Annotated in this window: 24 protein-coding genes, 1 pseudogene and 1 riboswitch; of the genes and pseudogenes, 13 read left to right on the top strand and 12 right to left on the bottom strand. The window is 54.0% G+C overall.

The window, feature by feature from the left end; genetic code table 11:
• Positions 1 to 57: 57 nt before the first annotated feature.
• The gene (locus tag RHP47_RS05765) at positions 58 to 606 is read right to left on the bottom strand and encodes a DUF1269 domain-containing protein (protein WP_149819006.1); all 549 of its coding nucleotides are present in this window, start codon (positions 604 to 606) and stop codon (positions 58 to 60) included.
• 141 nt (positions 607 to 747) lie between these two features.
• Here RHP47_RS05765 and RHP47_RS05760 point away from each other — a divergent pair, with 141 nt between their 5' ends.
• A complete protein-coding gene (locus RHP47_RS05760) occupies positions 748 to 1,140 on the top strand; it encodes a 2Fe-2S iron-sulfur cluster binding domain-containing protein (RefSeq protein WP_149819004.1) in 393 nt (130 codons plus the stop codon).
• A gap of 6 nt (positions 1,141 to 1,146) precedes the next feature.
• Positions 1,147 to 1,998 (top strand): inositol monophosphatase family protein, encoded by an 852-nt coding sequence (locus RHP47_RS05755; RefSeq protein WP_149819002.1) that lies wholly within the window; start codon positions 1,147 to 1,149, stop codon positions 1,996 to 1,998.
• On the opposite strand, the gene RHP47_RS05750 is transcribed toward RHP47_RS05755, so the two are convergent.
• Both RHP47_RS05750 and RHP47_RS05745 read right to left on the bottom strand, forming a co-directional pair.
• Positions 1,995 to 2,720, bottom strand: a complete 726-nt coding sequence (locus RHP47_RS05750) for a ScpA family protein (RefSeq protein ID WP_310841280.1) — start codon at positions 2,718 to 2,720, stop codon at positions 1,995 to 1,997. The genes RHP47_RS05755 and RHP47_RS05750 overlap by 4 nt on opposite strands.
• Positions 2,721 to 2,768: 48 nt before the next feature.
• Positions 2,769 to 4,694, bottom strand: a complete 1,926-nt coding sequence (locus RHP47_RS05745) for a DICT sensory domain-containing protein (protein WP_149818998.1) — start codon at positions 4,692 to 4,694, stop codon at positions 2,769 to 2,771.
• A 357-nt stretch (positions 4,695 to 5,051) separates the two neighbouring features.
• On the opposite strand from RHP47_RS05745, the gene RHP47_RS05740 reads away from it, so the two are divergent.
• Genes RHP47_RS05740 through RHP47_RS05730 form a run of 3 tightly spaced genes read left to right on the top strand, consistent with a single transcriptional unit; the run spans position 5,052 to position 7,649 of the window.
• Positions 5,052 to 6,761 carry an AarF/ABC1/UbiB kinase family protein gene (locus RHP47_RS05740; protein WP_149818996.1) on the top strand — a complete coding sequence of 570 codons (1,710 nt, stop codon included), beginning with the start codon at positions 5,052 to 5,054 and terminating at the stop codon, positions 6,759 to 6,761.
• A 54-nt stretch (positions 6,762 to 6,815) separates the two neighbouring features.
• Positions 6,816 to 7,187 carry a hypothetical protein gene (locus RHP47_RS05735; protein ID WP_149818994.1) on the top strand — a complete coding sequence of 124 codons (372 nt, stop codon included), beginning with the start codon at positions 6,816 to 6,818 and terminating at the stop codon, positions 7,185 to 7,187.
• A 27-nt stretch (positions 7,188 to 7,214) separates the two neighbouring features.
• Complete coding sequence (locus tag RHP47_RS05730; RefSeq protein WP_149818992.1) at positions 7,215 to 7,649, top strand: hypothetical protein; 435 nt, start codon at positions 7,215 to 7,217, stop codon at positions 7,647 to 7,649.
• Here RHP47_RS05730 and RHP47_RS05725 read toward each other — a convergent pair.
• The 3 genes from RHP47_RS05725 to RHP47_RS05715 are packed head-to-tail and all read right to left on the bottom strand — an operon-like array spanning position 7,646 to position 11,102.
• A complete protein-coding gene (locus RHP47_RS05725) occupies positions 7,646 to 8,971 on the bottom strand; it encodes a (Fe-S)-binding protein (protein WP_286669046.1) in 1,326 nt (441 codons plus the stop codon). The two genes, RHP47_RS05730 and RHP47_RS05725, sit on opposite strands and share 4 nt — an antisense overlap.
• Before the next feature lie 20 nt (positions 8,972 to 8,991).
• On the bottom strand, positions 8,992 to 10,239 hold the full coding sequence (locus RHP47_RS05720) for an FAD-binding oxidoreductase (protein ID WP_286626999.1): 1,248 nt from the start codon (positions 10,237 to 10,239) through the stop codon (positions 8,992 to 8,994).
• On the bottom strand, positions 10,236 to 11,102 hold the full coding sequence (locus tag RHP47_RS05715) for a response regulator (protein WP_149818986.1): 867 nt from the start codon (positions 11,100 to 11,102) through the stop codon (positions 10,236 to 10,238). Before RHP47_RS05715 ends, RHP47_RS05720 begins: the two co-directional genes overlap by 4 nt.
• Positions 11,103 to 11,281: 179 nt before the next feature.
• Between RHP47_RS05715 and RHP47_RS05710 the strand changes: the two genes are divergently transcribed.
• Entirely contained in the window at positions 11,282 to 12,109 is an 828-nt protein-coding gene (locus RHP47_RS05710; protein ID WP_286649957.1) for a DUF3598 family protein, read from the top strand.
• On the opposite strand, the gene lnt is transcribed toward RHP47_RS05710, so the two are convergent.
• Both lnt and RHP47_RS05700 read right to left on the bottom strand, forming a co-directional pair.
• Positions 12,072 to 13,592, bottom strand: a complete 1,521-nt coding sequence (lnt, locus tag RHP47_RS05705) for an apolipoprotein N-acyltransferase (protein WP_310841275.1) — start codon at positions 13,590 to 13,592, stop codon at positions 12,072 to 12,074. The genes RHP47_RS05710 and lnt overlap by 38 nt on opposite strands.
• Positions 13,543 to 14,742 (bottom strand): DNA double-strand break repair nuclease NurA, encoded by a 1,200-nt coding sequence (locus RHP47_RS05700; protein ID WP_149818981.1) that lies wholly within the window; start codon positions 14,740 to 14,742, stop codon positions 13,543 to 13,545. The genes lnt and RHP47_RS05700 overlap by 50 nt, the downstream gene beginning before the upstream one ends.
• A 130-nt stretch (positions 14,743 to 14,872) precedes the next feature.
• On the opposite strand from RHP47_RS05700, the pseudogene RHP47_RS05695 reads away from it, so the two are divergent.
• The 3 genes and pseudogenes from RHP47_RS05695 to RHP47_RS05685 form a co-directional block, all read left to right on the top strand.
• Positions 14,873 to 15,102: pseudogene (locus RHP47_RS05695) on the top strand (acetamidase/formamidase family protein); the annotation flags it as partial.
• Positions 15,103 to 15,162: 60 nt separating this feature from the next.
• Complete coding sequence (locus tag RHP47_RS05690; RefSeq protein WP_226972024.1) at positions 15,163 to 15,306, top strand: hypothetical protein; 144 nt, start codon at positions 15,163 to 15,165, stop codon at positions 15,304 to 15,306.
• Positions 15,307 to 15,726: 420 nt separating this feature from the next.
• The gene (locus RHP47_RS05685; RefSeq protein WP_286649955.1) at positions 15,727 to 16,275 is read left to right on the top strand and encodes a hypothetical protein; all 549 of its coding nucleotides are present in this window, start codon (positions 15,727 to 15,729) and stop codon (positions 16,273 to 16,275) included.
• Between the two features lie 117 nt (positions 16,276 to 16,392).
• Here RHP47_RS05685 and RHP47_RS05680 read toward each other — a convergent pair whose 3' ends face one another.
• The 4 genes from RHP47_RS05680 to RHP47_RS05665 form a co-directional block, all read right to left on the bottom strand.
• Entirely contained in the window at positions 16,393 to 16,845 is a 453-nt protein-coding gene (locus tag RHP47_RS05680; protein ID WP_286626992.1) for a DUF4278 domain-containing protein, read from the bottom strand.
• Between the two features lie 44 nt (positions 16,846 to 16,889).
• Positions 16,890 to 16,974, bottom strand: a riboswitch (Glutamine riboswitch).
• Between the two features lie 124 nt (positions 16,975 to 17,098).
• Positions 17,099 to 17,716 carry a Crp/Fnr family transcriptional regulator gene (locus RHP47_RS05675; RefSeq protein WP_286626990.1) on the bottom strand — a complete coding sequence of 206 codons (618 nt, stop codon included), beginning with the start codon at positions 17,714 to 17,716 and terminating at the stop codon, positions 17,099 to 17,101.
• A gap of 167 nt (positions 17,717 to 17,883) precedes the next feature.
• Positions 17,884 to 19,404, bottom strand: coding sequence for an anthranilate synthase component I (gene trpE / locus RHP47_RS05670; protein ID WP_286626988.1), 1,521 nt, complete (start codon positions 19,402 to 19,404; stop codon positions 17,884 to 17,886).
• 33 nt (positions 19,405 to 19,437) lie between these two features.
• Positions 19,438 to 20,265: an aldose epimerase gene (locus RHP47_RS05665; RefSeq protein ID WP_226972023.1), complete on the bottom strand. Its 828-nt coding sequence runs from the start codon at positions 20,263 to 20,265 to the stop codon at positions 19,438 to 19,440.
• A gap of 78 nt (positions 20,266 to 20,343) precedes the next feature.
• On the opposite strand from RHP47_RS05665, the gene RHP47_RS05660 reads away from it, so the two are divergent.
• The 4 genes from RHP47_RS05660 (at position 20,344) to RHP47_RS05645 (ending at position 22,015) form a co-directional block, all read left to right on the top strand.
• Positions 20,344 to 20,709 carry a hypothetical protein gene (locus RHP47_RS05660; RefSeq protein WP_149818969.1) on the top strand — a complete coding sequence of 122 codons (366 nt, stop codon included), beginning with the start codon at positions 20,344 to 20,346 and terminating at the stop codon, positions 20,707 to 20,709.
• Positions 20,710 to 20,817: 108 nt separating this feature from the next.
• Positions 20,818 to 21,159 carry a LapA family protein gene (locus RHP47_RS05655; RefSeq protein ID WP_149818967.1) on the top strand — a complete coding sequence of 114 codons (342 nt, stop codon included), beginning with the start codon at positions 20,818 to 20,820 and terminating at the stop codon, positions 21,157 to 21,159.
• 73 nt (positions 21,160 to 21,232) lie between these two features.
• Positions 21,233 to 21,799, top strand: a complete 567-nt coding sequence (gene def, locus RHP47_RS05650; RefSeq protein ID WP_149818965.1) for a peptide deformylase — start codon at positions 21,233 to 21,235, stop codon at positions 21,797 to 21,799.
• An 18-nt stretch (positions 21,800 to 21,817) separates the two neighbouring features.
• Positions 21,818 to 22,015: a hypothetical protein gene (locus RHP47_RS05645; RefSeq protein ID WP_149818963.1), complete on the top strand. Its 198-nt coding sequence runs from the start codon at positions 21,818 to 21,820 to the stop codon at positions 22,013 to 22,015.
• Positions 22,016 to 22,027 lie beyond the last annotated feature (12 nt).

Below are 22,027 nucleotides of genomic sequence, written 5' to 3'. Positions count from 1 at the left end.
TCAAAATTATCCTAATCAATTTAGAGCGAGAGCTAGACCCAAGACAAACTCAACAAACTAACTGTTCGCCGTTTCACTGGGGGTTGTCGCTTCGCTCGGGGCAGGCGATTGGGACGCCGGATTGCCTCGGTTAAGGGCTTCTTGCAACTTGGCTTCATCCTCTTTTGATAGGGAGGTGCGCAGGACTTTACCGCCAAAGGGAGCAATTTCCTCAAGGACTTTGTCGGGTGTGGCTTGACGCACCAACGTAAAGATGGCCGAGCTACCGGGGGCAATGGTTTGTCCCAATTCCTTGATGAAATTATCGTCAATGCCAATATCGGTAAATTTGCCGGAAATCGCCCCCGCCACAAGACCCGCAGCCCAGCCCAAGAGGGGATTGAAGAACAATAGACCAATGAGCAGCCCCCAAAAGCCACCGCCAAGGGCCCCTTGGAGGGTCAAATCCTGAGTCTGGTTGATTTTAACCTTGCCATCTTTGGTGCGCACGACAACAGCCGCGTCCTCAAGGTCAATGAGATGCTCACGCTGGAGTTTCAATAGCTGGATTAATACTTCGTTCGCCTTGTACTCATCATCAAACGCAATGACCACTAAGGTACTCATAACTTTAGGTCTCCCTACGAATGTGGGTCATAGAACCGCTCCTACCCTAGCATTGTCATTAGCAGGTTGGGATTGCGGTATTGTAGCTAAGGGACGAAGCAAGGTCTTTGACAGCCCTTTTCACGGTAAGATAGCGAGACCATGAGCACGCCACAAACCTACACAGTGACCATTCACGTGCGTCCCCTCAAGCCGGGGGATCTACCCACGCGGACGTACACAATTACTGTTCCGAGCGATCGCTATATCCTGCAATACGCTGAGAGCCAAGGCCTTGAGTTGCCCTTTTCCTGTCGTAACGGTGCCTGTACCACCTGTGCCGTGCGCATTCTCTCTGGACATGTCTATCAACCCGAAGCCATGGGACTCTCCCCCGCCCTGCAAGCCCAAGGCTATGCCCTATTGTGTGTCAGCTATGCCCGCTCTGACCTTGAGGTGGAAACCCAAGATGAGGATGAGGTCTATGAGCTGCAGTTTGGCCGCTACTTTGGTAAAGGGCGAGTCCAGTTGGGTCTGCCCCTCGATGAGGATTAATCAGCCATGACAGGAGTGGAGTGCCCACTGCCGGAGAATGAGCGGCAGCGCTATCTGGAAATTGCCACAGAGGCGGCCCTGGCTGGCGGCGCGGTTCTTCAGCACTATTGGGGCAAACTGAGTGAGATTGAGGAAAAGGGGCGCTCTGGTGACCTCGTCACGGTGGCCGATCGCCAGTCGGAAGCGGCGGTACTGGATGTAATTCATCGCCATTGTCCAGACCATGCGGTGCTCGCGGAGGAATCGGGTCTTTCGGGACTGAAGGATAATCCATTTCTGTGGGCGATTGATCCTCTGGATGGCACCACCAACTATGCCCATCAATACCCCTTTAGTGCGGTGTCTGTTGCCCTTCTGGTGGCGGGGGAACCCCACGTTGGTGTCGTCTATGATCCCTTTCATCGCGAACTGTTTCGGGCTGCTACAGGCCTCGGTGCCACCCGCGATCGCCAGCCCATTCGGGTTTCCACCACTGCAGAACTGAGTCATAGTCTTTTGGTCACGGGTTTTGCCTACGATCGCCGTGAAACCGAAGACAACAACTATGCAGAATTTTGCTACCTCACCCATCTCAGCCAAGGGGTACGGCGGGGTGGGGCGGCAGCCATTGACTTGGCCTACATTGCCTGTGGTCGCCTTGATGGTTATTGGGAACGGGGTCTCTCCCCTTGGGACTTAGCGGCTGGTGTGGTTCTGGTTCGTGAAGCTGGGGGCGTCGTCACTGCCTACGATCAATCCCCTTTTCAACTGACATCAGGGCGGATTTTAGCGACGAATGGGTATCTCCACACTGCCCTGAGTGAGGCACTCCTGCGGGTAAAGCCCTTGGGCTTTTCGTTTCTGCCAGAGGGAGGTTAGGCCTCTAGGCGTATCGCTTCAGCTAAACACGTCCGTACCTGTAGGGGTTGATAGAAATTCGTTTGTTGGAGATCCACCTTAGACTGGGCAGCGAGGAATAGCAGCGCCCAAAAGACCCCCACAGGATCGGGTTTGCGCTGCAGTAGCACTTGGAAGTCTAGCCATGTCCCTTCGGGAGCCATTTCTCCGAGGAGACTTTCTACTTCGTTAGCCATCTCCGTGAGGTTTTCTTGGTGCGCCAGTTGGGTAATTGCCTTGAGGGTTGTGGGACGGCGACGCCGCCGCGGTTGATGCGGCCGCAGCACCTTTGCACGGTCGTTCTGAACGGCCATGGTTTTCAGGTGGGCAATCAATTCCTCAAGGGTGACGCGGCGCCGTTGTTGGGGGGGAGCCACGGGGCGACGATGCAAATGCTGCTCTAGGGCATGGGGCAAGACCACAAAGGACTGGTTTTCACTGATCTCTGGCGGCTCTGCGAATTCTGTTTCCTCGGGCATCGGTTCAGCAACTGCAACTAGGCGATCGCTCTTCAGGAGCACCAGCATCGCTGCATACAAAAAGGCCTGCCCTGATTCACTGAGATTGGGTTCCCCTCGCCGTGCCAACTCCGCCAAACAGCGATCGAAGACCTCAATCACTTGAATATCCCAAGGGTCAATTTCCCCCCGCTCGGCCAAGTCAATCAAAATGTCAATGGCGGTATCGGCAAAGGATTGGCTCATGGTTGGCTGCCCACTCGTTGTTGTCTATCTTAGGAGGCTTGGCAGCCCCTATCCAGAAAAAGGCTCAGCAATGGGAATCGTAAAGTGAAACTCACTGCCGCGATCGCGCCCCGCCGACTCCGCCCAAATTTGTCCCCCCAAATTGGTAATGATCTGGCGACAGATCGCGAGACCCAAGCCCGTCCCACCCGCAGAGCGCCGCAGTGCTCCCTCCTCCTGATAAAAGCGATCAAAAATCGTTTCCAAGCGATCCGGCTCAATACCGCGCCCCGTATCGGCAACCGTCACTTCCAATAGACCATCGGGACGAGGCTTGGCAGCAATGGAAACCTGACCCGACTGTTCCGTAAACTTGCAGGCATTATCGAGTAGCTTCGAGAGCACCTCCACTAGCCATTCGCCATCTGCTCGGATCAAGGGCAATTCCTTGGGCAAGACTGTGCGAATGGTCGGTAGTTGATCCTTGGGGGTGCGCAGACTACTGAGGGCTAGGTCCACCAGTTCTTGGAGGGGGAGGGGTTCCGGTCGCCACTGCACCCGGCCACTTTCCAACTGCGAGAGGGTGAGGAAGTCCTGAATCAGTTTCCGCATGCGCTCAGCATCGGCCAAGGCGGTACTCAGCATCACCTGCCGCAGTTCTGGATCCATATCGGGTTCACTGGCTAGGCTTTCAAGGCAGACTTGGATTGTCGAGAGGGGCGTGCGCAGTTCGTGACCCGTAATTGCAATGAGATTACTGCGGGTGCGATCTAAGGCCTCCAGTTGCGCGTTGAGTTCCTCCAGATCTGCGTAGGCCTCCGCCTGAATCAGGGCAACCCCCACTTGGGTGGCGATCGCCTCCACTAATTCTGCGTCCATATCGTGCCACGGCAGCGGTTCGCCGCGGTGCAGTTCAACAATGCCCAACAGTCGCCCTTGATAGAGAACAGGTGCCAGTAGGAGGGCTTTGACGCCGGCGGCCTCGAGGGGTTTGAAACGGGTCGCCTCGTAGTGGGGATCAGCGGCCACATCATCCACCTGAATGACCTGCTGATGTGCCAGTGCCTGCTGGGTGTAGGGGTGCTCACTCACGGGCCAATACTGGTACTGCAATGGCGGTAGAGCACCGCTGGTGTACTCGTGCTCAATGCGCACCCGCGTATCGGTACTGCGGCAACGGTAAATGAGACAGCGATCGCCTTTGAGGGCTTCCCCTAGTTCTGCCACCGCACGAGTGAGAATTTCTGTGGGATTAAGGGAGTTGCGAATCGCCGTGGTAATTGCATTGGTGAGGCGTTCCTTGCGCTCTTGAATGGCAATTTGGCGGTAGGCCTTGATTTGCTTGTACTGGCCGGCTTGGAGATAGGTCACTAGGCGATCGGCAAAAGGGGCAGGATCACTATTGCACCCCGCCACTTGGCGATAGGTCTCAACCCATGCCCGACCTTCCTTGAGTTTCTCCTTCAGTTCAGGGCGGTACTCCCGAATACGGTTGAGGAGGATTTCAGCGGTTGTCGCTGCCACCTGCCGATCAAAGGTCCAAATGCCCTCAAAACGACGCGCCGCATCCATCGGCGGCAACACATCTAAGCGATTGGCGGGCGATCGCTGGACTTCGCGGCAGACCAAGCAAGTGCTGTAATTTTTGCCCAAGACGGTCAAATGCCATTCTTGACTGAGGGCATCGGCGGGATCAAAGGCAACCGTTTCATAGTCTCCCGAGCAGTTCTTAAACTCGGTTTCCGGGGCAGCCAAAACGTAAACGTGGTGGGACTTGGTGGCAATACGGCGGTAGCGATGGGCTTCTTGACGATAAAAGCGTTCCCGCTGAAAGCAGGCAATAATAATCGGCGCATCCTCGTTGGCCAAAACCTGATCCTCCATTGCATGGGAAAGCGCCGTCAGCGATGTCTTGAAGTACAGTTGCGATCGCAAGCGAGGCAACCGCGCCAACAACTCCTCAAGAACAGATGTGGCAATGATCCTGTTGGCCATGGAAGGGTGTGAATAAGAAGATGCCCTACGGTACCATTATCGGCAAATCCGCACCAGCGAACCTACTGAAATTCAGTTCGAGCGGCTGTACCTAAGTCAACCAACGGCTGAATTGCTGGAACCTCCAATCTTAAACTTTTGTTAAGAATTTTATTGATTGGCAGGGCTTATGTGTAGTTTTCTATACTATATTTAAGCAAACCCAAAAAGATCAGCTCCTCTAGCACCGGGGATCAACAAAATCCTCATCATTGCAATGGTTGCTTACAGTGTTCCCAAAAGCGCTCCGTGGAAACACCCATGGCAAGGCAAGAGGGGTGTAGTAAGTTGGGTTTCAGAGAATAAGGTGAAAAAGCTGTGACTGCCCGTATTTCTGCTGTCCCTAGTGCTGGTCATCGTCGGTATGATCCTGAGGCGATCGCCCGCTACTACTGGCGACATCCTTGGCGAGTTATCTGGCGGTTCGTTAACATTTCGGTATCTTTCTTGACATTTTGGCTGCTGTTGCAGTGGGACAAGTGGCTAGGGCAACAGGAAAGTCAGCGTCCCCTGCGAGCAATGCAACTGCGCAAACTCCTGATCCGTTTAGGCCCAACCTTCATTAAAGTCGGTCAAGCCCTCTCCACTCGCCCCGATTTGATTTGTCCCGACTACCTCGAAGAACTGACGCTCCTTCAGGACAAGTTGCCCCCCTTTGCCAATGAGATTGCTATTGCCATTATTGAGCGGGATCTGCGCTTAAACCTAGGGGATATTTTTGCCGAATTCTCACCCCAACCGGTGGCCGCCGCCAGTCTCGGCCAAGTCTATCGAGCCAAACTCCACAGTGGTGAAGAAGTGGCCGTCAAGGTGCAGCGTCCCAACCTCTTGCCCGTGATTACCCGCGATCTCTTCTTGATCCGTCTTTTGGTGCAGTGGGTCAAGCCTTGGCTACCGATTAACCTCTGCCATGATTTGCGGGACATTGTCGATGAATTTGGCCGCAAGCTCTACGAGGAAATTGACTACCTCAATGAAGGGCGCAATGCCGAGAAATTCGCTGCCAACTTCCGCGATGATCCCACGGTCAAGGTACCGAAAATCTACTGGCAGTACACCAGTGAGCATGTGCTGACCTTGGAGTGGATCCATGGCATTAAGCTCACCCGTACCGATTGCATGGTGGCGGCGGGCGTTGATCCCGATGAGCTGATCCGGGTGGGGGTGATTTCAGGACTGCGGCAACTCTTGGAATTTGGCTTCTTCCATGCCGACCCCCATCCCGGCAATCTCTTTGCCATGCCGGATGGCCGGATGGCCTACATTGACTTCGGCATGATGGATCAACTGGAGGAGAGCACTAAAGAATCCTTGGTGGATGCCGTCGTTCATTTGGTGAACAAGGACTATCAAGCCTTGGCGACGGACTTTGTCAAACTGGGCTTTTTGACCCCGGAAACGGATATTACGCCGATTATCCCTGCCCTTGAGTCGGTCTTTGAGGAGGTGATTGGCTCCAGTGTGCGGGAATTCAACTTCAAAGTGATCACCGATCGCTTCTCCGAGTTGATGTATGCCTATCCCTTCCGGGTTCCCGCTAAGTTTGCCCTAATCATTCGCTCTCTAGTCACCCAAGAGGGCATTGCCCTGTGTCTCAACCCTAACTTCCGCATTGTTGATGTCAGCTATCCCTATGTGGCACGGCGTCTGCTGCAAGGAGAATCGCCCCAACTGCGGCGACGGTTATTGGATGTCCTCTTCAAGGATGGTCGTCTTCAGTGGCAACGCCTGGAAAACCTAATTGCGATCGCCCGGCAGGATCAGCACTTTAACCTCGCGCCAACCGCCACCTTGGGCTTGCAGTATCTCTTTTCTGAGGAGGGGCAGTACCTGCGGCGGCAAATTGTGCTAGCGTTAACCGAAGATGACCGTCTCCACACCGAAGAGGTGCAACGCCTTTGGAATTTGGTCAAGTCTGATCTGCGTCCGCTCTTCTTGATTGATGTGGCATGGGAAGCCCTCAAGGCCTCTGTCTCCCACACGCTCGGTAAAGAAGAAGACAGCAATTCCTTGGTGGTGGCCAGCTAAGGGTTGGCAGCGGTTATCAACGTTCCTGAGTGTCCAAGAAGGATTAGGTATCCCGTGTTTGATCCACCCATTGTCTTGCTACTGGCGGGTATTTTTATGGGGTTGACCAGTGGTAAAGCCTTTGAAGCCACCCTCAAGCAGAGCGTCCAAGAATGGAACCGCAGTCGCTCCACCCGCGTTCTGAGTCAATTGCGCGGCCCCCAACTTCAGTTGCCCTACTTGGGGATTTCCATTGGTATCTGGCTCTTCCTGATGGCGGGATTGTGGACCTATGGCTTTGGTGCAGGGCTGAGTATGGTCATTGCCTTTGTGCTGACGATCGCCACCGCCCTTTTGGTGTGGTATCAACTGGGGAAAGTGCTGACGATTTTAAGTACGGGTGGCTCTCGTGCCCTTGATCTCGATGCCCTTGAGGCCAAGGAATAGTTTTTTATAACTCCTAAAGGAGGCGTTGTGGATTTACTGACCCAAGTGGATGAACTGATTGCCAACGCCCCCGATGACCCTGCGACTGTGGCGGCGGTACAGGCGATCGCCCCCATTCTCTACGAGGAAGCCCAGCGCTACGGGCAAACGGTTTACTACGTCCTACAAACCCCCGATGGCCAGTGGCAGGTGATTACCCTTGAGGAACAGCACCCCCCCCACCAGCAAAAAAACGTCATCCACGCCTATGGTAGTGAAGCCATGGCTCAAGAGGCCTGTGATGAACAAGTGATCCCAGTTCCCATGCCAATTATTCCCCTTTTGTTTCAACTGTTGGCGGCAGAGCCAGTGGATAGCCTGATGATCCTTGAGGCGGATGGCGAACGAGGCTGGGAAGTGGGGCGAGAATGGTTACTAGCTCAAGTGCGCGCAATCCTCAGTGCCCCCCCGGATATAGCCTAGGACGGAAGCTGCTCACCACGAATCGCCAAGTCTAGCAGTTGCATCGGGTGGTAAATGGGCACGGAGCTACTCTGCTCTTGGAGATACTGCCGCAATTGCACGCTGCAGCCCACATTGGCTGAGACAATGACATCAGGGCGAGTATTCAGCAGGTTGCGTACCTTTTGGCGTCCCAATTCCGCCGCCACATCGGGTTGAAGAATGTTGTAAACCCCGGCACTGCCACAGCACAGGGCTGCATCGAGGGGTTCGCGCAGTTGCACTTGGGGAATTTGTCGCAGCAGTTGCCGCGGTTCAAGGCGAATTTTTTGGCCGTGGATCATGTGGCAGGCATCTTGATAGACCAAGGTCAAGGGGCGATCGCCCAAGGGGTGGAGCGGTGTCACCAAGCCCTGTTTGACCAAAAAGACCTGCACATCCTCCACCTTTTGCACAAAGTCACGGGCGCGATCGCGGTACTCTGGATCGGCAGCCAAAAGGCGATGATATTCCTTGAGGGTGTGGCCACAACCCGAGGCGTTGATTAAAACCGCATCCACCTTGGCCGCTGCAAAACAGTCAATCATTTGGCGTGCAAGGGTTTGCGCCTGATCCTCCTCCCCTTGGTGATGGGGCAGGGCACCACAGCACCCCTGTTGTGGCGGTAGCACCACCTCAAAGCCATTGGCACTTAAGACGGAGATCGTGGCTTCATTAACTTCCGGCAAAAAGAGCCGTTGGACACAGCCAAGAATCACCCCCACGCGGCCACGCTGTTTCCCTTGGGCAGGCACGACTTCAGGCCAGCGATCGCGAAATGTTTTGGCTGAAAGGGGCGGTAGCATTTGATACATGGCCGCAAGGGACTTGGGCAAGAGCCGTTTCAGGAGTCCCAGCCGCTTTTCGAGATGTGCCAAGCCGAGTTTTTGGTAGAGCCAGAGCGGCCACAGGAGGGCACGCAGCCGTTGGGGATAGGGCAGCGTTTGGAAAATCAACTGCCGCAACCAGCGATCGCCCACAGGCCGCTGATAATGGCGCTGCACTTGAACCCGCGTGGCCGCAATCAACTTATCGTACTCAACCCCCGATGGACAGGTGGTGACACAGGCCAAGCAACCCAAACAGGAGTCAAAGTGCTGTACGACATCCGCCAGTTGCACCTGTTCCTCATGAATGGCATCCATGAGATAGATACGACCACGGGGAGAGTCCATTTCAGTACCCAACACCCGATAGCTAGGACAGGTGGAGAGGCAAAACCCGCAGTGGACACAGGCATCAATCAGGTGTGGATCAGGGGGTGACTGGGCATCAAAGCCAGCCACAGGATCAGTTGCAGTCATTCGTAAGTATTGAAACTTGTCTAGAGATTGCCGACAAAAACGCCAGTGCCAAAGACACCCGTTGCATCCAATTGTTGCTTAAGCTTCCGCATCAATTCAAGGGCGTTGCCGCGATAGTCCCAAGGATCGAGTTGCTGCTTGAGGTTCAGGGGGGCGGCTAAGACGGTGACATAGCCCCGTGGTAGCCCTTGGCGCAGCCTGAGAATGAGTTGACCGAGATGCTCCTCCTGTCCGTGGAGATAGGCGTAACCGACCCCTGCACTCATTTCGCCTCGGCACTCGCAGGCCAATTCCCTTGCCAACTGCTGAAGCTGGGTGAGGGCGGGCAACATTTCGCTTAGAGGCACACCGATTTTGAGAATCACTTGATCGGGGGTGGGGTTGAGGGTAATGCCTAGGGGGGCTTGGGGTTCCAGTTGCAGATTATGGGTCTGGGCAATCTGACTCAGGCGATCGCCCAACGTACCCGCAGCAATCACTTCCCGCAGGGTATGGAATTCCAATTCCAACAGCAGCGTCCCCCGTGGTTCAAGGCGCAACACACACCGCGCGGGCGCAAGGGAACTCGTCAAAATCACCTCAAGTCCCTTGGCCAAAGCAGAGACTTCCCCCCGCAACTGCCAGATTTGTACCGCATCCGGCAGGGGATAGACCCGCAACGTCACCTCCGTTAGGATGCCCAGCGTGCCATAGCTGCCGATCAGGAGTTTCATCAGGTCGTAGCCGGCAACATTTTTGACCACCCGCCCTCCCGCTTTGACGATTTGGCCATCACTGCGAATGAACTTGACCCCCAACAATTGATCGCGCCATGACCCATACCGCTGCCGTAGGCTGCCATTACTTTGGGTGGCCAAGCAGCCGCCAAGGGTGGCCGTTTCTCGAAAGAGGGGATCTGCGGCAATCCACTGTCCTGCGGGTGCTAGGTGGTGCTGGAGCTGCTGAAAGGGAATACCCACTTGGGTGGTGACGGTCATATCGGCAGCCGCATGATCAATGAGCTTCTGCCACGCCGTTGTCCGCAGAAAAATATCTGCCTTGGGGGTGTTCCCGAGCCAATTGAGTTTGGTGCCTGCGCCAATGGGCAACACTCGCCAGCCTTGGCGCCGGGCATAGGCAATCACTTCTGCCCCCGCTTCTGGGGTGGGGGGAGTCACCAGCAGGGCATACTCAGGAAGGTAGGGACGCAGGTGGGGAGCGCGATCGCCCAATTCAGCAAGGGAGTGAACCGCTGCATCCCCCAACAGGGCGCTCAGGGTTTGTTTCATGGATTACGGGTGGGCAGTTCAAAGACAAACCCTTCGTAGTACAGGAGTTGGCCATCCTCACTCTTGACGGGGCGGGCGCATTCACAGATGGTTGTGATGCTGTGGTCAGCGCGATACACCTTGGAAACCAAGTTGCGCACAAAGCCACGAGTTTCAATTTGCTGTTGGAATTTTTCCCAAGCGCTGTCATCCACGTAGGGACGATGATTATGGTGTTCTATATCCGCTAGCCAGTCTTCAGCATCGGCATAGCCATAGATGCGTGCCAAGGCATTGTTGACTTTGAAGTAAACCCCCTCGGGCGAACTTTGGTAAATCCCGACCACGGCTTCCTCAAACATCTGCCGATACTGTTCTTGCGCTGCTTGCAGTGAGGAGACCAAGTCACGCCGCTCCTCGACGATTTCCTGCAACTGCTGGTTTTGCTTTTGCAAGAGGGCATTTTTTTGCCGCAGCTTCCGCTGTAGGAGAGCGATCGTCAACTGATTTTTTACCCGTGCCAGCACCTCCGCCTGCTGAAAGGGTTTGGTGATGTAGTCGGCGCCGCCAATCTCAAAGGCCTTGACCTTGTCAAAGACATCATCGAGGGCACTAATGAAAATAATGGGGATATGCTTGGTCTTGGGATTCTCCTTCAGGGTTTGACAGACCTCGTAGCCATTCATATCAGGCATCATGATGTCCAAGAGAATGACATCCGGGGGTTCGGCCTCAATCCCCATGAGCGCCATTTGGCCACTAATGGCACCGCGCACATCGTAGCCTTCCAGTTGCAGCAGTGTGGTTAAAACTTCAACATTTTCGGGGGTATCATCGACTATCAGAATGCGACCAGCCCCTGAATCAAAGAGGTCGGTGGTCATGCACGGGTCTCCCAATGGCGATCGTTTGTCAGCGCCCTGACACTCCCCATCCTATCAAAGTTTTTTCTGAGCGCCGGCGATCGCCGGCCACTTCCCAATTGGCAAGATCTCCAATACTTTATTTTTCTATAGTAATGATGATGGTGGCACACAGCGGTAAAGATAATCAAGGATAATCAATGACAACAAATTGGGAAAATTTTCGCAAAAACCTTGGGGAATGGCATGGCTCCTTTACGGCGGTCAGCCCTACGGGAGACGTGGGAGCGTCAGTGCCCTCGATTTTGATCCTTGCCGATACTGCTGACGGTCAACGGGTGCGCTTTGAACTGCGACGCTTTGGCAATGGTCTCGATCAGCCCCCCACCAGTGAAACGGTGCAGGAGTATGCCACCATTGGCCGCCAAAATGTCTTTTTTCCGACGGGGGCTTTTTCTAAGGGATCGTTGCAGGTGGCGCCCTTTGCCGAGTTTGGTGCGGAGTATGGCTTTGTCATGGGCGATCGCCGACTGCGGTTTGTCCAACTCTTTGACAAAAATCAGCACCTCCAATCCATGACTCTGATTCGCGAGTTTCGTGCCCACAGTAACGCCGTTGAACGTCCTCCCTTAACCGTGGATCAACTCCTAGGGGAATGGCGCGGTACCGCCTACACCGTCTATGCCGACTGGCGATCGCCCACGGAAACCCCGACCCATCTAAGTCTTTGGCGCGAGGGCGATCGGCTCTACCAACTGCTGCAAACCCCCGACCACGAGGTGAAAACAACGGCCACAATTGCTGGTTCACGGCTTCTCTTTAGCGATACGGATCAACCCAAGCAGCTTGTCCTGCTCCCCGATGGCACCTCTAGCCTGACGCCCCTACAGGTGTCCTTTCGTCAACCCTTCTTTGTTGAGGTGGGCTGGTTGTGGGCAGAGGGGCAGCGGCAACGCCTCATTCGCACCTATGGCGATCGCGGCGAATGGGTCAGTGCGACACTCGTTGTCGAAGAACGGATAAGCTAAGCATCCCCAGCAAGAGGGGTAGCAACCAATCCCCATAGCGAGTGTAGAGGGTCTGGGTTTGCCGCCGCAAAATCGTTGCCGCATGAATCACAAACTCATCAGCATTGGAGAGCCAAACAGTTTCCCCCGTAGGCGCAATCACCGCAGAAAGGCCCGTATTCGTGGAGCGCACGAGCCAGCGATCGCCCTCGACGGCACGCAACACATCATGCCCATGGTGCTGGGTCATCAGTTGGCGACGGTAGGGATCATTGTTGGCAACACTGAGGATAAACTGGCCCCCATGAACCAGTTGCCAGCGGCTGCGGTGGGAAAAGGCAGATTCAAAGCAAATCAGGACAACGGCCTTGCCCCAAGGGGTGGTAAAGACCTGATCAGGGTTCCCCGGCAGGAGGCGCGATCGCAACGTGGATAACCGCTGTACTACCCCCGCCAGCCAATCGGGAATATATTCCCCCAAAAGAACAAGGTTGACTTTGTTGTAGCGACTGTAAATCTCCCCCTGCCCATCGAGGGTCAGGAGCACCTGATGATGCCCCCCTAGCGTCTCCATGAATGTCCCTAACCACAGGGGAACCCCTGCCTCGCGAACAGCGCTGGTGATGGGATTGACTTGGTGTGGTTGCCACAAAATCGGCAGTGCCCCTTCCGGAGTCAAGACGGCATCAACCCCTAGAGCCACCAGTTGGCGATAGCCACGGGGATAGTCCTGCCAAGCGCGGCGGATACCCTCTGGCGTGAGCTTTTCCCGTGTCGGGATATTGCCTTGGATCAAACCCACCCGTAGGGGTTCCCCTTGATCCGCAGTGAAACTGACGCCTAAAACAGCATTGAGGGCGATCGCCCCCAAAAGAGTAACAACAAGCCATTGCTTTGCCCATGTGTGCCGCCGCAGACTGAGGGTGACTAAGCCATTCACTGTCATCACGACTGCCGTAATCGTGGTGGGTCCCGCCAGACGACCCAGTTGAAGGAGTCCCGTTGGACTTTGGGTCAGGGATAAACTAATCCACCACAGGGGCGAATAGCTCCAGAGGGCTTCAAGGGCACACCAAAGGGTGACACCCCATAGAAGTTGCCAAGGGGCAGATTGCCGCACCCCATAGCGTGCCATCAAAAAAGCCCAACTCCCACTCAGGACTGCCCCCCAACCACTCAGGAAAAGCCAAATCCCCCGCGAGATTAGCCAACTGGGCACTGGCGCAATGCCAATCCACATCAAGGGATGCAAATCCCACACCCAGCCTAAGCTACTGCCATAGAACCCTAGTCCCCAACACAGGCCGGCGATCGCTGCCCACAGTGGCGATAAAACCTGACACTGCCACCACAGGGGCACAATTCCTATGAAGGCCAAGAACCACCCGCTTACTGGCGGTAGCGCCAACTGCGTTCCCCAGCCCGCGATGCCTAAACCAACACACAGCAGCCACCTAGGCAATACTTTGGCGTTTGCGTTGCTCTTTGGGGGAAGGAGCCACATGCCAGTGTCCTGCTTTAATCAGTTCCCGTTCCAGTAAAGCAAAAAAGCGTTGGCGATCGCTGCCGCGCACAACGGCTAAATTGTGGGCTTCTGCTAATGCCACGGGGTAACCCCGCCCTTTTTCAATTTGTGCTGCCGTCAACGCAACTGCCTGTTGCCACAGGTCTGCATCCCGCGCCACCCATTGAGGAACTTCCAAACGCACTACTTCCGAGCCACCGTGGAGGTAGGCAACGTAGATGTGATGGTCGCCGTAATGTTCCAGAATGCGACTGCGGCTCCGCCAGAGGGGACTATACTGTTGCGGTGCCAAGTGTGCTTGCCAGAGGAGCACATCCCGCAGGGGATCAAAGACTTGACAAGGGGGGCGATCGCGAGTCGCCTCGAGGCCAGTCTGACTCGTCTGACCACAGTGGAGGGCACAGTTGGGTTCAGGGTAGGGGCAAACCCCCAAGCGCAGAAAATTCACCGTTTCATGACTGCGGGAGGCACTGACATAGCCCACCAAGGGAATTCGCTTCGCACGCAATTCATCCCAAGCAGCTAAGATGGGCGTCAACAATTCCTCACGCACCATTGGCGGCAGTGATTCCCACGCCCAGAAAATCAGTGAACCATCCACGAGTGCTAGGCTGGGGGCTTTCTTGTTTTGCGCTTGAATGAGTTCAACAAGGGCAAGAATTTCCGCTTGAGTGCGGCGGTAGCGTAACCAATCCTCTATGGTGAGTCCCCAGCCCCGCGATCGCCCCAATTCATCGGGGTCATAAACCAACTGCGGCACACTATCTAAATGGGGGCGTTGCCCTTGACCGTAGGCGATCGCCACCCGTCCCACATTAATCAAATAGCAATAGGCAATTTCGTGGTGACTGGGGGCAATTTGCGAGCCATCGGTGGCAAAAATTATGTGTGACCTTGGGGCAGGGGGGACAGCGTGCTTCACCGTCAGGGATTCAATGGGTTCAGCAGCATTAAAGGGAAAGGACTCGCCCCACGCTTGGATGGCTTGGCGATAGTGCTCTAAATTTTCTGCCATTACTGTCAACACTTCGAGGGCACGGGCTTGTTTTTGTTGGCTGGCGATCGCCCCTTGGCGGATCACTTGACCCACCGTTCCCATTTGAGCAGCTACTTTGACGAAGTCCAACACTGTTTTCGTATCTGGAGATACAGCTGTCCTGAAGACCTGCTCCAATACTAAATCTAAACAACATCTCAATAATTGCTCATGGGTACTGAGTTACAGGTGAGCACACTGCCAATCGTTGGAGTCCGTCCCTATACCGAAGACTCTGTTCAAAGTGGATCTGACTAAGCCCATGGATCAGCAAGAACTGCCGGGGCATAATCGCTGGCATCCAGAGATCCCCGCAGTGGTTTCAGTCAATCCCGGTGATGTGTTTCGCATTGAGTGCAAGGATTGGACGGACGGCCAAATAATGACAGCAAAGAAAATGGGGGCAGTTTCCTGACGGATCACTTCCCGAAGGCCGCAAAGGCAGTTTGGGACTAATCTAGTGAACCCGCCTTTTGTCCAGAGTGTCAGCAGCTTGGCCGACGCATTTTTTCAGTGCCAGCGGTAAATCTCTCTTCCGCCTTGCCCCGACCCTCGCGGGGGAGTGACCCAGAACTGGTGCAGCGATCGCCCCAAGAACCCAAGCCTCCCCGCTTTCAGCAGCAATCCTGCGGTCGCCGGTGGATGCTCAATCACTAATTAACCGCTCACACAGGATGAGGTGAGCATTTTTGCCGCTTTTTCAGCCTTGGCTAAACTGACATCCGAACATCTAGCTTCTCTTAAAAGAGCTCTACTGGCCACGCTGAATTCGTGTGAAGAGATCCCTCTGAAAAGAGCTGTATTAAGATTTGTTACAATTAGGAGTTTCGCGTAACTTCAGCTATTGTGAGAGGTACTGTCAAGAGTAACGGATGTATGTCCTTGAAAAAACGGCAGCCCTTTTCTGAAATATGTCATAACATATTGTGCCTAAACACAATAAGCACAAAAATGTGTGACCCGTCCTACAGCGGCGTTGGCTGCTGCAAGGATGTTCGATCCCTGTGAAAGGGGCTTTACCCAATTGATGTCCCATTGTTGTTGAAAGTTGATGATTTTCTACTCGTAGGGGCAATCATGAGAATTGGTGAATTACTACTCAAGGCGGGTTTAATTACACGAGGCCAACTCCAAGTCGCCTTAATGGAAAAAAGCATTTATACCAACTTGCGCTTTGGTGAAATTGTTGCCCTCCATGGTTGGTTGCCCCAAGAAACCATTGACTTTTTTGTAGAAGAGTGGCCAAAACTCAGCCAAGGTAAAGAAAAACATCCCATCGGTTTTTATCTCAAAAAGGCCAGTTTACTGACTGAGGAACAAATTCAGCAAATTCTCAAAGAACAATGGCAGACCAGCTATCGCTTCGGTGCCTTGGCTGTCCTCAATGGCTGGGTGAAACAGGAAACAGTGAACTTTTTTCTGCAATCCATTAACCCCAATGCCCTCAAAGAAAGGACGCGCATCGAGAAGGCCACACTGTCGGATATCAAGCGCCCAACTCCCCAAAGTCGCAAGCCTTCAAAACAATCCCTTGCTTCCCTGAAGAAGGTGGCCGATCCAGAGGACTTGGCGGAGATCGATCTCGATCTTGATTTTGATCTTAATGAGATTGAATGGCTAACTTAGGCCAAGTGCAGCCATTGCTTGACGCCCTAGGCTGAAATAAAAAACTCGCACCAGAGATAACTCCCATGCGAGTGCCGTTACGAATCAGTCTTGAGAGAGGACAATCACACCCCTGTGCTAGCTCATCGTGGCATGACTGCGATCGTAGCTTGTCCAGACATGGGGCTTAATTTTGCCCTGAATTTGGTTCCAATAGTGACCTGCGGCCGCAGGCAATCCCATTTGGGCAATCATTCGCGTGAGGAGGGATTGTTCGCGGTTTTTGATCACTTGGTGGTGATGGGTGAGAATGACCCGCGAAAGTTGATTGAGATCAAGCGCTGGCATATTCACTTCCTTGGCTGTGTTGGCAGCAGTGGTTGCTGTCGTATTCACAGCTTCCGTTTGACCCGTACGGTAGGCAACACCGCGATAGATTAAATCCCGCACAGGTTGAGCTGGGGGATTCACTGCGTGGGTGCAGTGGTAATTCCAACCCCGATATTTGGCTACAACATCGGTTGCTTCACTACGGACTGCCGGAGGAACGTAGTCGTATTGAACGCCGCGATAGGTGAGTGTCGTTGTCATCATCATCGCCCCAAATGATGTACTGGCTAGTTGTTGTCAGCTGAGGCGCGTTCCTTCGGGACCATTGCCCTACTTCCGTCTTCGCTATTCACCCAAACTTTTTGGTGGTTCCTAGCAAAGATGAACGATTTATTTCTGTATCTAATTTAACAGTTTTGCCACCATGAGTGCAAGTGGTTACAAAAATTTACACTAGAAACCTTCTCTTTTGTGCCAGAGGTGCCCTGATCAGGGGAGAACTAACCTAAATCACCTAAACCTGAGCGGCGTTGGTGAGAATGATGTGGCGATCGCGATCGTAGGTGAGCCACTGCTCCTCTTTGAGTTTGCCCAACAGACGTGTGATGGTCACTCGACTTGTGCCAATCGCCGTTGCCAGTTGTTGATGGGTAAGGCGAACAGTGTAGCGTGTGCCCAAGGGATGGGGCTGACCAATTTCTTGCTTTAAGAGCAGGAGTAAATGGCGTAATCGCTCCTCAATCCGGCGATGGCTGGTAATTCCTAAAAGACCTTCCGCTTGCCGTAGGCGACGAGCCAGACCCCGCACAAGGCTTTGGGTCAAGTTGGGTGAGGATTCTACCTCCACCAGTGTAAAGAGCATCAACTCTGCCTTGGAAAGTGCCTTGGCTTGGTAGGCCGTTAAACTGGTCAAGGGTAAACCAAAAGCAGTACCGGGGGTGGCCAGTCCCACCACCACTTCTTCACCATCGGGGTGCAAAAGGTTTAACAGCACGACGCCCCGGCTCACTAGCCAAATGCGCTCTGGCTCCATCCAGATGCTGTCCCCCATGCCAAACGTGTGTAGTCGAGAGGAGGAACGCCAGCGTTCCTCCACGGGGGGAGTGATGGCAGCAAGGGAGACGTTTGCCATGGCAGCAGAACCTCAAGCAAAAGAAACCAATACTTAGGCACATCCCCAAGAAATTGGTAGTTCTTCCAACATTCCCAGTGCCTGTGTTCTGGGTAACGTTAGCAACAACCGCCTATTAGACTAAGGGGTAAATGTAAAAACCAGATGATGGCTCCTTGATCATTTGGTTAAGGCTTGCCGCCCAGCGCAGAGATGGCCTCCAATAAACCGCGAGCTTTGTTCAAGGTTTCTTCGTATTCCCGCTGCGGATCGGAATCCGCAACAATACCAGCACCGGCTTGGACGTGAATGAGGTGTTGGTGGTCGCTTAGCAGTTGCACCACCATCGTGCGAATAGCGATCGCGGTATTGAGTTGACCTTCAAAGTCATAGTAACCATAGGCACCAGAGTAGGGGCCACGGCGGCAGCCCTCCAATTCATAGATGATTTCCATGGCCCGAATTTTGGGGGCACCACTGACTGTGCCAGCGGGGAAACAGGCTTGCAATAAGTCCCATGCCGTTTTATCGGGCAATAGTTCGCCCACCACATTACTGACAATGTGCATGACGTGGGAGTAGCGCTCAATCACCATAAACTCTTCAACGGTGACACTCCCCTGACGACACACGCGCCCCAAATCATTGCGCCCCAAATCAACCAGCATGACGTGTTCGGCCACTTCTTTGGTATCGGCGAGGAGTTCTGTGGCGAGCTGCTGATCTTCGGCGTAGGTGTGCCCCCGCTTGCGAGTGCCAGCAATGGGACGCACTGTGGCAAGGAGAGACCCACGTTTTTCAGGGTGGTGCTCTGCTTTAACCATGACTTCTGGACTAGAGCCAATGATCTGCCACGTGCCAAATTGAAAGTAGGCCATGTAGGGGGAAGGGTTAATCAGGCGCAAGGAGCGATAGAGGGCAAAAGGATCACCACTGTAGGGGGCACTGAGGCGTTGGGAGAGAACGACTTGGAAAATATCACCGGCGCGGATGTAGTCCTTGGCGCGCTCCACATTGGCACGGAAGGTTTCTGGGGTGGTATTGCTGGTGTAACTGGGGGTGTGGCGACTGGGTTGCCAGGGCAGCTGGGTGGCCTCAGCAGGAATACGGGTTTGCAGTGCGTTCAAAAGCCGCTCTAGGCGATCGCTGGCATAGGTATAGGCCGTTTTCAAGTCCATCTCACGGGTATCAGCATAGACCACCGCCCAAATTTTCCGCTTCACCTGATCAAAAATCAGGATTTGATCCACCTGCATCCACACGCCATCCGGCAAATCCTTTTCAGTGGCAGGATGAATCGGAACCCGCGGCTCAATCCACTGAATCAGTTCATAGCCCCAAAAACCAAAAAGACCGCCAATGCCCCCCGGCAGTTGTGGTAGCTTCACGGGTTGATAGGGGGCAAGGCAATTGGCCAAAATTGTGAAGGGATTGCCCGTAAATGTGGTGACTGAGCCATCGCGATGGGTTTGGGTGGTTTGGTTGCCCCGCGTTTCTAGTACCCACAGCGGATCACAACTGAGGAGGCTGTAGCGAGCCAATTGTTCACCCCCCTCGACGGACTCGAGCAAAAAGTTGTAGGGGCGATCGCGACAGACCCGATACCAAGCGGACACGGGCGTGTCCATATCCGCCACCCACTCCTGATAGATGGGGATGAAGTTACCCTGCTCGGCAAGCTGACAAAAGGTCTGAAAATCGGGGTGCATGGTCGCGTCTGTGAAAACCTTTCTATTTTCTCCCTAAAGGGGGGCAACAGCAATCTCGACGCCAAGGGTAAGGTGCTTCTGTGGTGGCACGTGCAGGAGATCTACCCCCGTATTCAAGGCATTGCGGGGGGCAGTCCAAGGTTCTAGACAGTAGTAGGGTTTGCCCTGAACCGTCCAAAAAACGAGGGTTGTAAACGCTGTATCGTAGCGCAGCGTCAGGCAGTACTGTTGTTGCAGATCACAGACGCGAGCCACTTGACCCGTGAGGGGACGACAGGCCAAATCCAGTTCTGCCGCATGCCAGTCAAACGTGCCGCTAAAGGTGAGGGGTTGTTGCGTTTTCTGATCCACCATGGCATGGATTGGCAGGTCAAACTGCAATTGCTGCTTGTCAGCAACGGCAAAGTAGGGATGTAAGCCAAAGCTAAAGGGCAAGGGGGTGTCACCGGGGTTAGCCACCTCAAGGGCGATCGCCAAGGCATCAGCAGCAAGGGTGTAGGTTAAGGTCAGATGAAAGGCAAAGGGATAGACTTGGCGCGTGGCTGGCGTATCCTGCAATCCCAGCTTCAAGAGATGTTCCTGCTGATCTAACACCTGCCATGGCAAATCCCGTGCAAAGCCATGCTGCTTGAGGTGATAGGTTTGGCCATTGTGGTGAAACGTATCCTCGGGCAAATTGCCACAAATGGGAAAGAGAATGGGAATACCGCCACGCACGCTTAACTGCGGGTTGGCAAAGCGCTCCCGATCCAAGTACAGCAGCTCATGACCTTGCCACTGCCAGCGGCTAATCAGGCCACCGCGCTCTGGAATCACTTCAACGCGAGTACGTTCGGCGTGGAGAGTATAGGGCATTACCATAGCTGGACAGTACGCCTGCTTTTTAGGATACACTCGCGACTACGCTAGAATAGCGGCAATGCCCTTGGAGGGAGGCCAATGTCCCTAAGATTTACCCTAAACCCCACCTTACGTTTTTGGTTCAGTGTGTTGCTGGTAACTTGGTTACTGGGGCTACTGGGGCTAGGCTGGTTAGTGCAATCCTTTCTGGTGCTGTTTTTCATCTTGATGTTGACCCCTGTACTCCTTTTTGCAGGGTTACAACTTTGGTTTCGCTGGAAGTTGGTGACGGCGGCTTGCCCAGTGTGTGGCTTTGAATTTAGCAGTTTGAATAATACCCAAACCCAATGCCCCGCCTGTGGCGAAATCCTGATGGTGCGCGATCGCCAGTTTCAACGCTTGACTCCCCCCGGCACCATTGATGTCCAAGCAGTGGAAGTCAGTCATTCAGTGATTGAAGACTAGCCACAGTGGTATGATTAGCCCAAGATTGTTGGTCGCTGGCAAGAGGCCCGATGCGACAATCCCTGTCTATGATTAAATTTGTTGACTAGATTTGCTACAGGATGCCCTATGCGACAACTGAACTTCTTGATGATATTTGTCATTGGCTTGGGCTTAGTTCTCTTTAGTATTCAAAATACCGAACCCGTTAGTATTAAGTTCTTTGAAGGGAAAGTAATTCAAGCCCCATTGTGCATTGAACTCATCGTGGCCATGGGCATTGGTGCCGTCTTTGCTTGGGTCTTTAACGTCTGGGTACAGGTGCAGCGCATCTTTACGATTCGCGTGGAAATGGAAGCCCGCGATGAGCAAATTGCCCACCTTGAGGAGGATGTGGAACGCTACAAAGCTGCCCTTGAGGAGCAACAACGCCTCCTGCCCAGTGTCAGCAGTGCCTCGACGGAAAAGTAGCCGAGAGTCTTGAAAATTCGTTAGGCTAGGAAATGATTAACTTTTGTTATTTTGTGTTAACTCGGCGTGTCCTATGGCTACCTCTCTAGCTGTTGAAAAGAAAAAGTTAAAAAATCCGCCCCTGCAATTGCACTATTTGGGCGATCGCGTGCTGCGTCAACCCGCCAAACGGGTCAGCAAAGTGGATGACAGTATCCGCGATATTGTGCGGAAAATGCTGCAAACCATGTACAGTGCCGATGGCATTGGCTTGGCGGCACCCCAGGTGGGCATCAATAAGCAAATTCTTGTCATTGATATTCATCCCGATGACCCCGAGGCAGAACCGTTGGTGATGATTAACCCGGTCATTAAGGACTTCAGTGAAGACCTTGAAGTCTGCCAAGAGGGCTGCCTGAGTATTCCGGGGGTGTACCTAGAGGTGCGTCGTCCGGCCATGGTGGAGGTGGCCTACAAAGATGAGTGGGGGCGTCCCCAAGTGATCATGGCGGGTGGGCTACTGGCGCGGGCGATCCAGCATGAAATTGATCACCTGACGGGGGTGATGTTTGTGGATCGCGTCGAGAACCAAGCCCTACTGCGCCACGAACTCAAAGAGCATGGATTTACCGCCAGTGCCGTGCGTCCCATTGCTGCCTAACCCTGAGGATCATCGTCTGTGGCCAAGAGTTATCTATACCTATTGGGTGCCTGTGTGGCAGCGATCGCCACGGTGGGTTGTGTTTTTGAACTGAGTTCGGGAGAAGCCCAGTTGGGAACCATTCCAACTACCGTGATTTTGCTCCTCAGTCTGCCCCTTAGTTTAGTAGCCTTTGTAACGGCGGTGCGCCTTGCCCGTGCCAGCGATCGCCCCTGATGGATTGGAATC

The organism is Thermosynechococcus sp. QKsg1 (assembly GCF_031586415.1).
In the GTDB taxonomy this organism is placed as follows: Bacteria; Cyanobacteriota; Cyanobacteriia; order Thermosynechococcales; family Thermosynechococcaceae; genus Thermosynechococcus.
Note: the sequence above shows the minus strand (reverse complement) of the source record. Positions and strands in the feature narration are given on the sequence as shown.

Coding starts and splice junctions, on each gene's coding strand:
- RHP47_RS05765 (WP_149819006.1), bottom strand. CDS start 606: ATGAGTACCTTAGTGGTCATTGCGTTTGATGATGAGTACAAGGCGAAC.
- RHP47_RS05760 (WP_149819004.1), top strand. CDS start 748: ATGAGCACGCCACAAACCTACACAGTGACCATTCACGTGCGTCCCCTC.
- RHP47_RS05755 (WP_149819002.1), top strand. CDS start 1,147: ATGACAGGAGTGGAGTGCCCACTGCCGGAGAATGAGCGGCAGCGCTAT.
- RHP47_RS05750 (WP_310841280.1), bottom strand. CDS start 2,720: ATGAGCCAATCCTTTGCCGATACCGCCATTGACATTTTGATTGACTTG.
- RHP47_RS05745 (WP_149818998.1), bottom strand. CDS start 4,694: ATGGCCAACAGGATCATTGCCACATCTGTTCTTGAGGAGTTGTTGGCG.
- RHP47_RS05725 (WP_286669046.1), bottom strand. CDS start 8,971: ATGACTGCAACTGATCCTGTGGCTGGCTTTGATGCCCAGTCACCCCCT.
- RHP47_RS05720 (WP_286626999.1), bottom strand. CDS start 10,239: ATGAAACAAACCCTGAGCGCCCTGTTGGGGGATGCAGCGGTTCACTCC.
- RHP47_RS05715 (WP_149818986.1), bottom strand. CDS start 11,102: ATGACCACCGACCTCTTTGATTCAGGGGCTGGTCGCATTCTGATAGTC.
- RHP47_RS05710 (WP_286649957.1), top strand. CDS start 11,282: ATGACAACAAATTGGGAAAATTTTCGCAAAAACCTTGGGGAATGGCAT.
- lnt (WP_310841275.1), bottom strand. CDS start 13,592: ATGTGGCTCCTTCCCCCAAAGAGCAACGCAAACGCCAAAGTATTGCCT.
- RHP47_RS05685 (WP_286649955.1), top strand. CDS start 15,727: ATGAGAATTGGTGAATTACTACTCAAGGCGGGTTTAATTACACGAGGC.
- RHP47_RS05680 (WP_286626992.1), bottom strand. CDS start 16,845: ATGACAACGACACTCACCTATCGCGGCGTTCAATACGACTACGTTCCT.
- RHP47_RS05675 (WP_286626990.1), bottom strand. CDS start 17,716: ATGGCAAACGTCTCCCTTGCTGCCATCACTCCCCCCGTGGAGGAACGC.
- trpE (WP_286626988.1), bottom strand. CDS start 19,404: ATGCACCCCGATTTTCAGACCTTTTGTCAGCTTGCCGAGCAGGGTAAC.
- RHP47_RS05665 (WP_226972023.1), bottom strand. CDS start 20,265: ATGGTAATGCCCTATACTCTCCACGCCGAACGTACTCGCGTTGAAGTG.
- RHP47_RS05660 (WP_149818969.1), top strand. CDS start 20,344: ATGTCCCTAAGATTTACCCTAAACCCCACCTTACGTTTTTGGTTCAGT.
- RHP47_RS05655 (WP_149818967.1), top strand. CDS start 20,818: ATGCGACAACTGAACTTCTTGATGATATTTGTCATTGGCTTGGGCTTA.
- def (WP_149818965.1), top strand. CDS start 21,233: ATGGCTACCTCTCTAGCTGTTGAAAAGAAAAAGTTAAAAAATCCGCCC.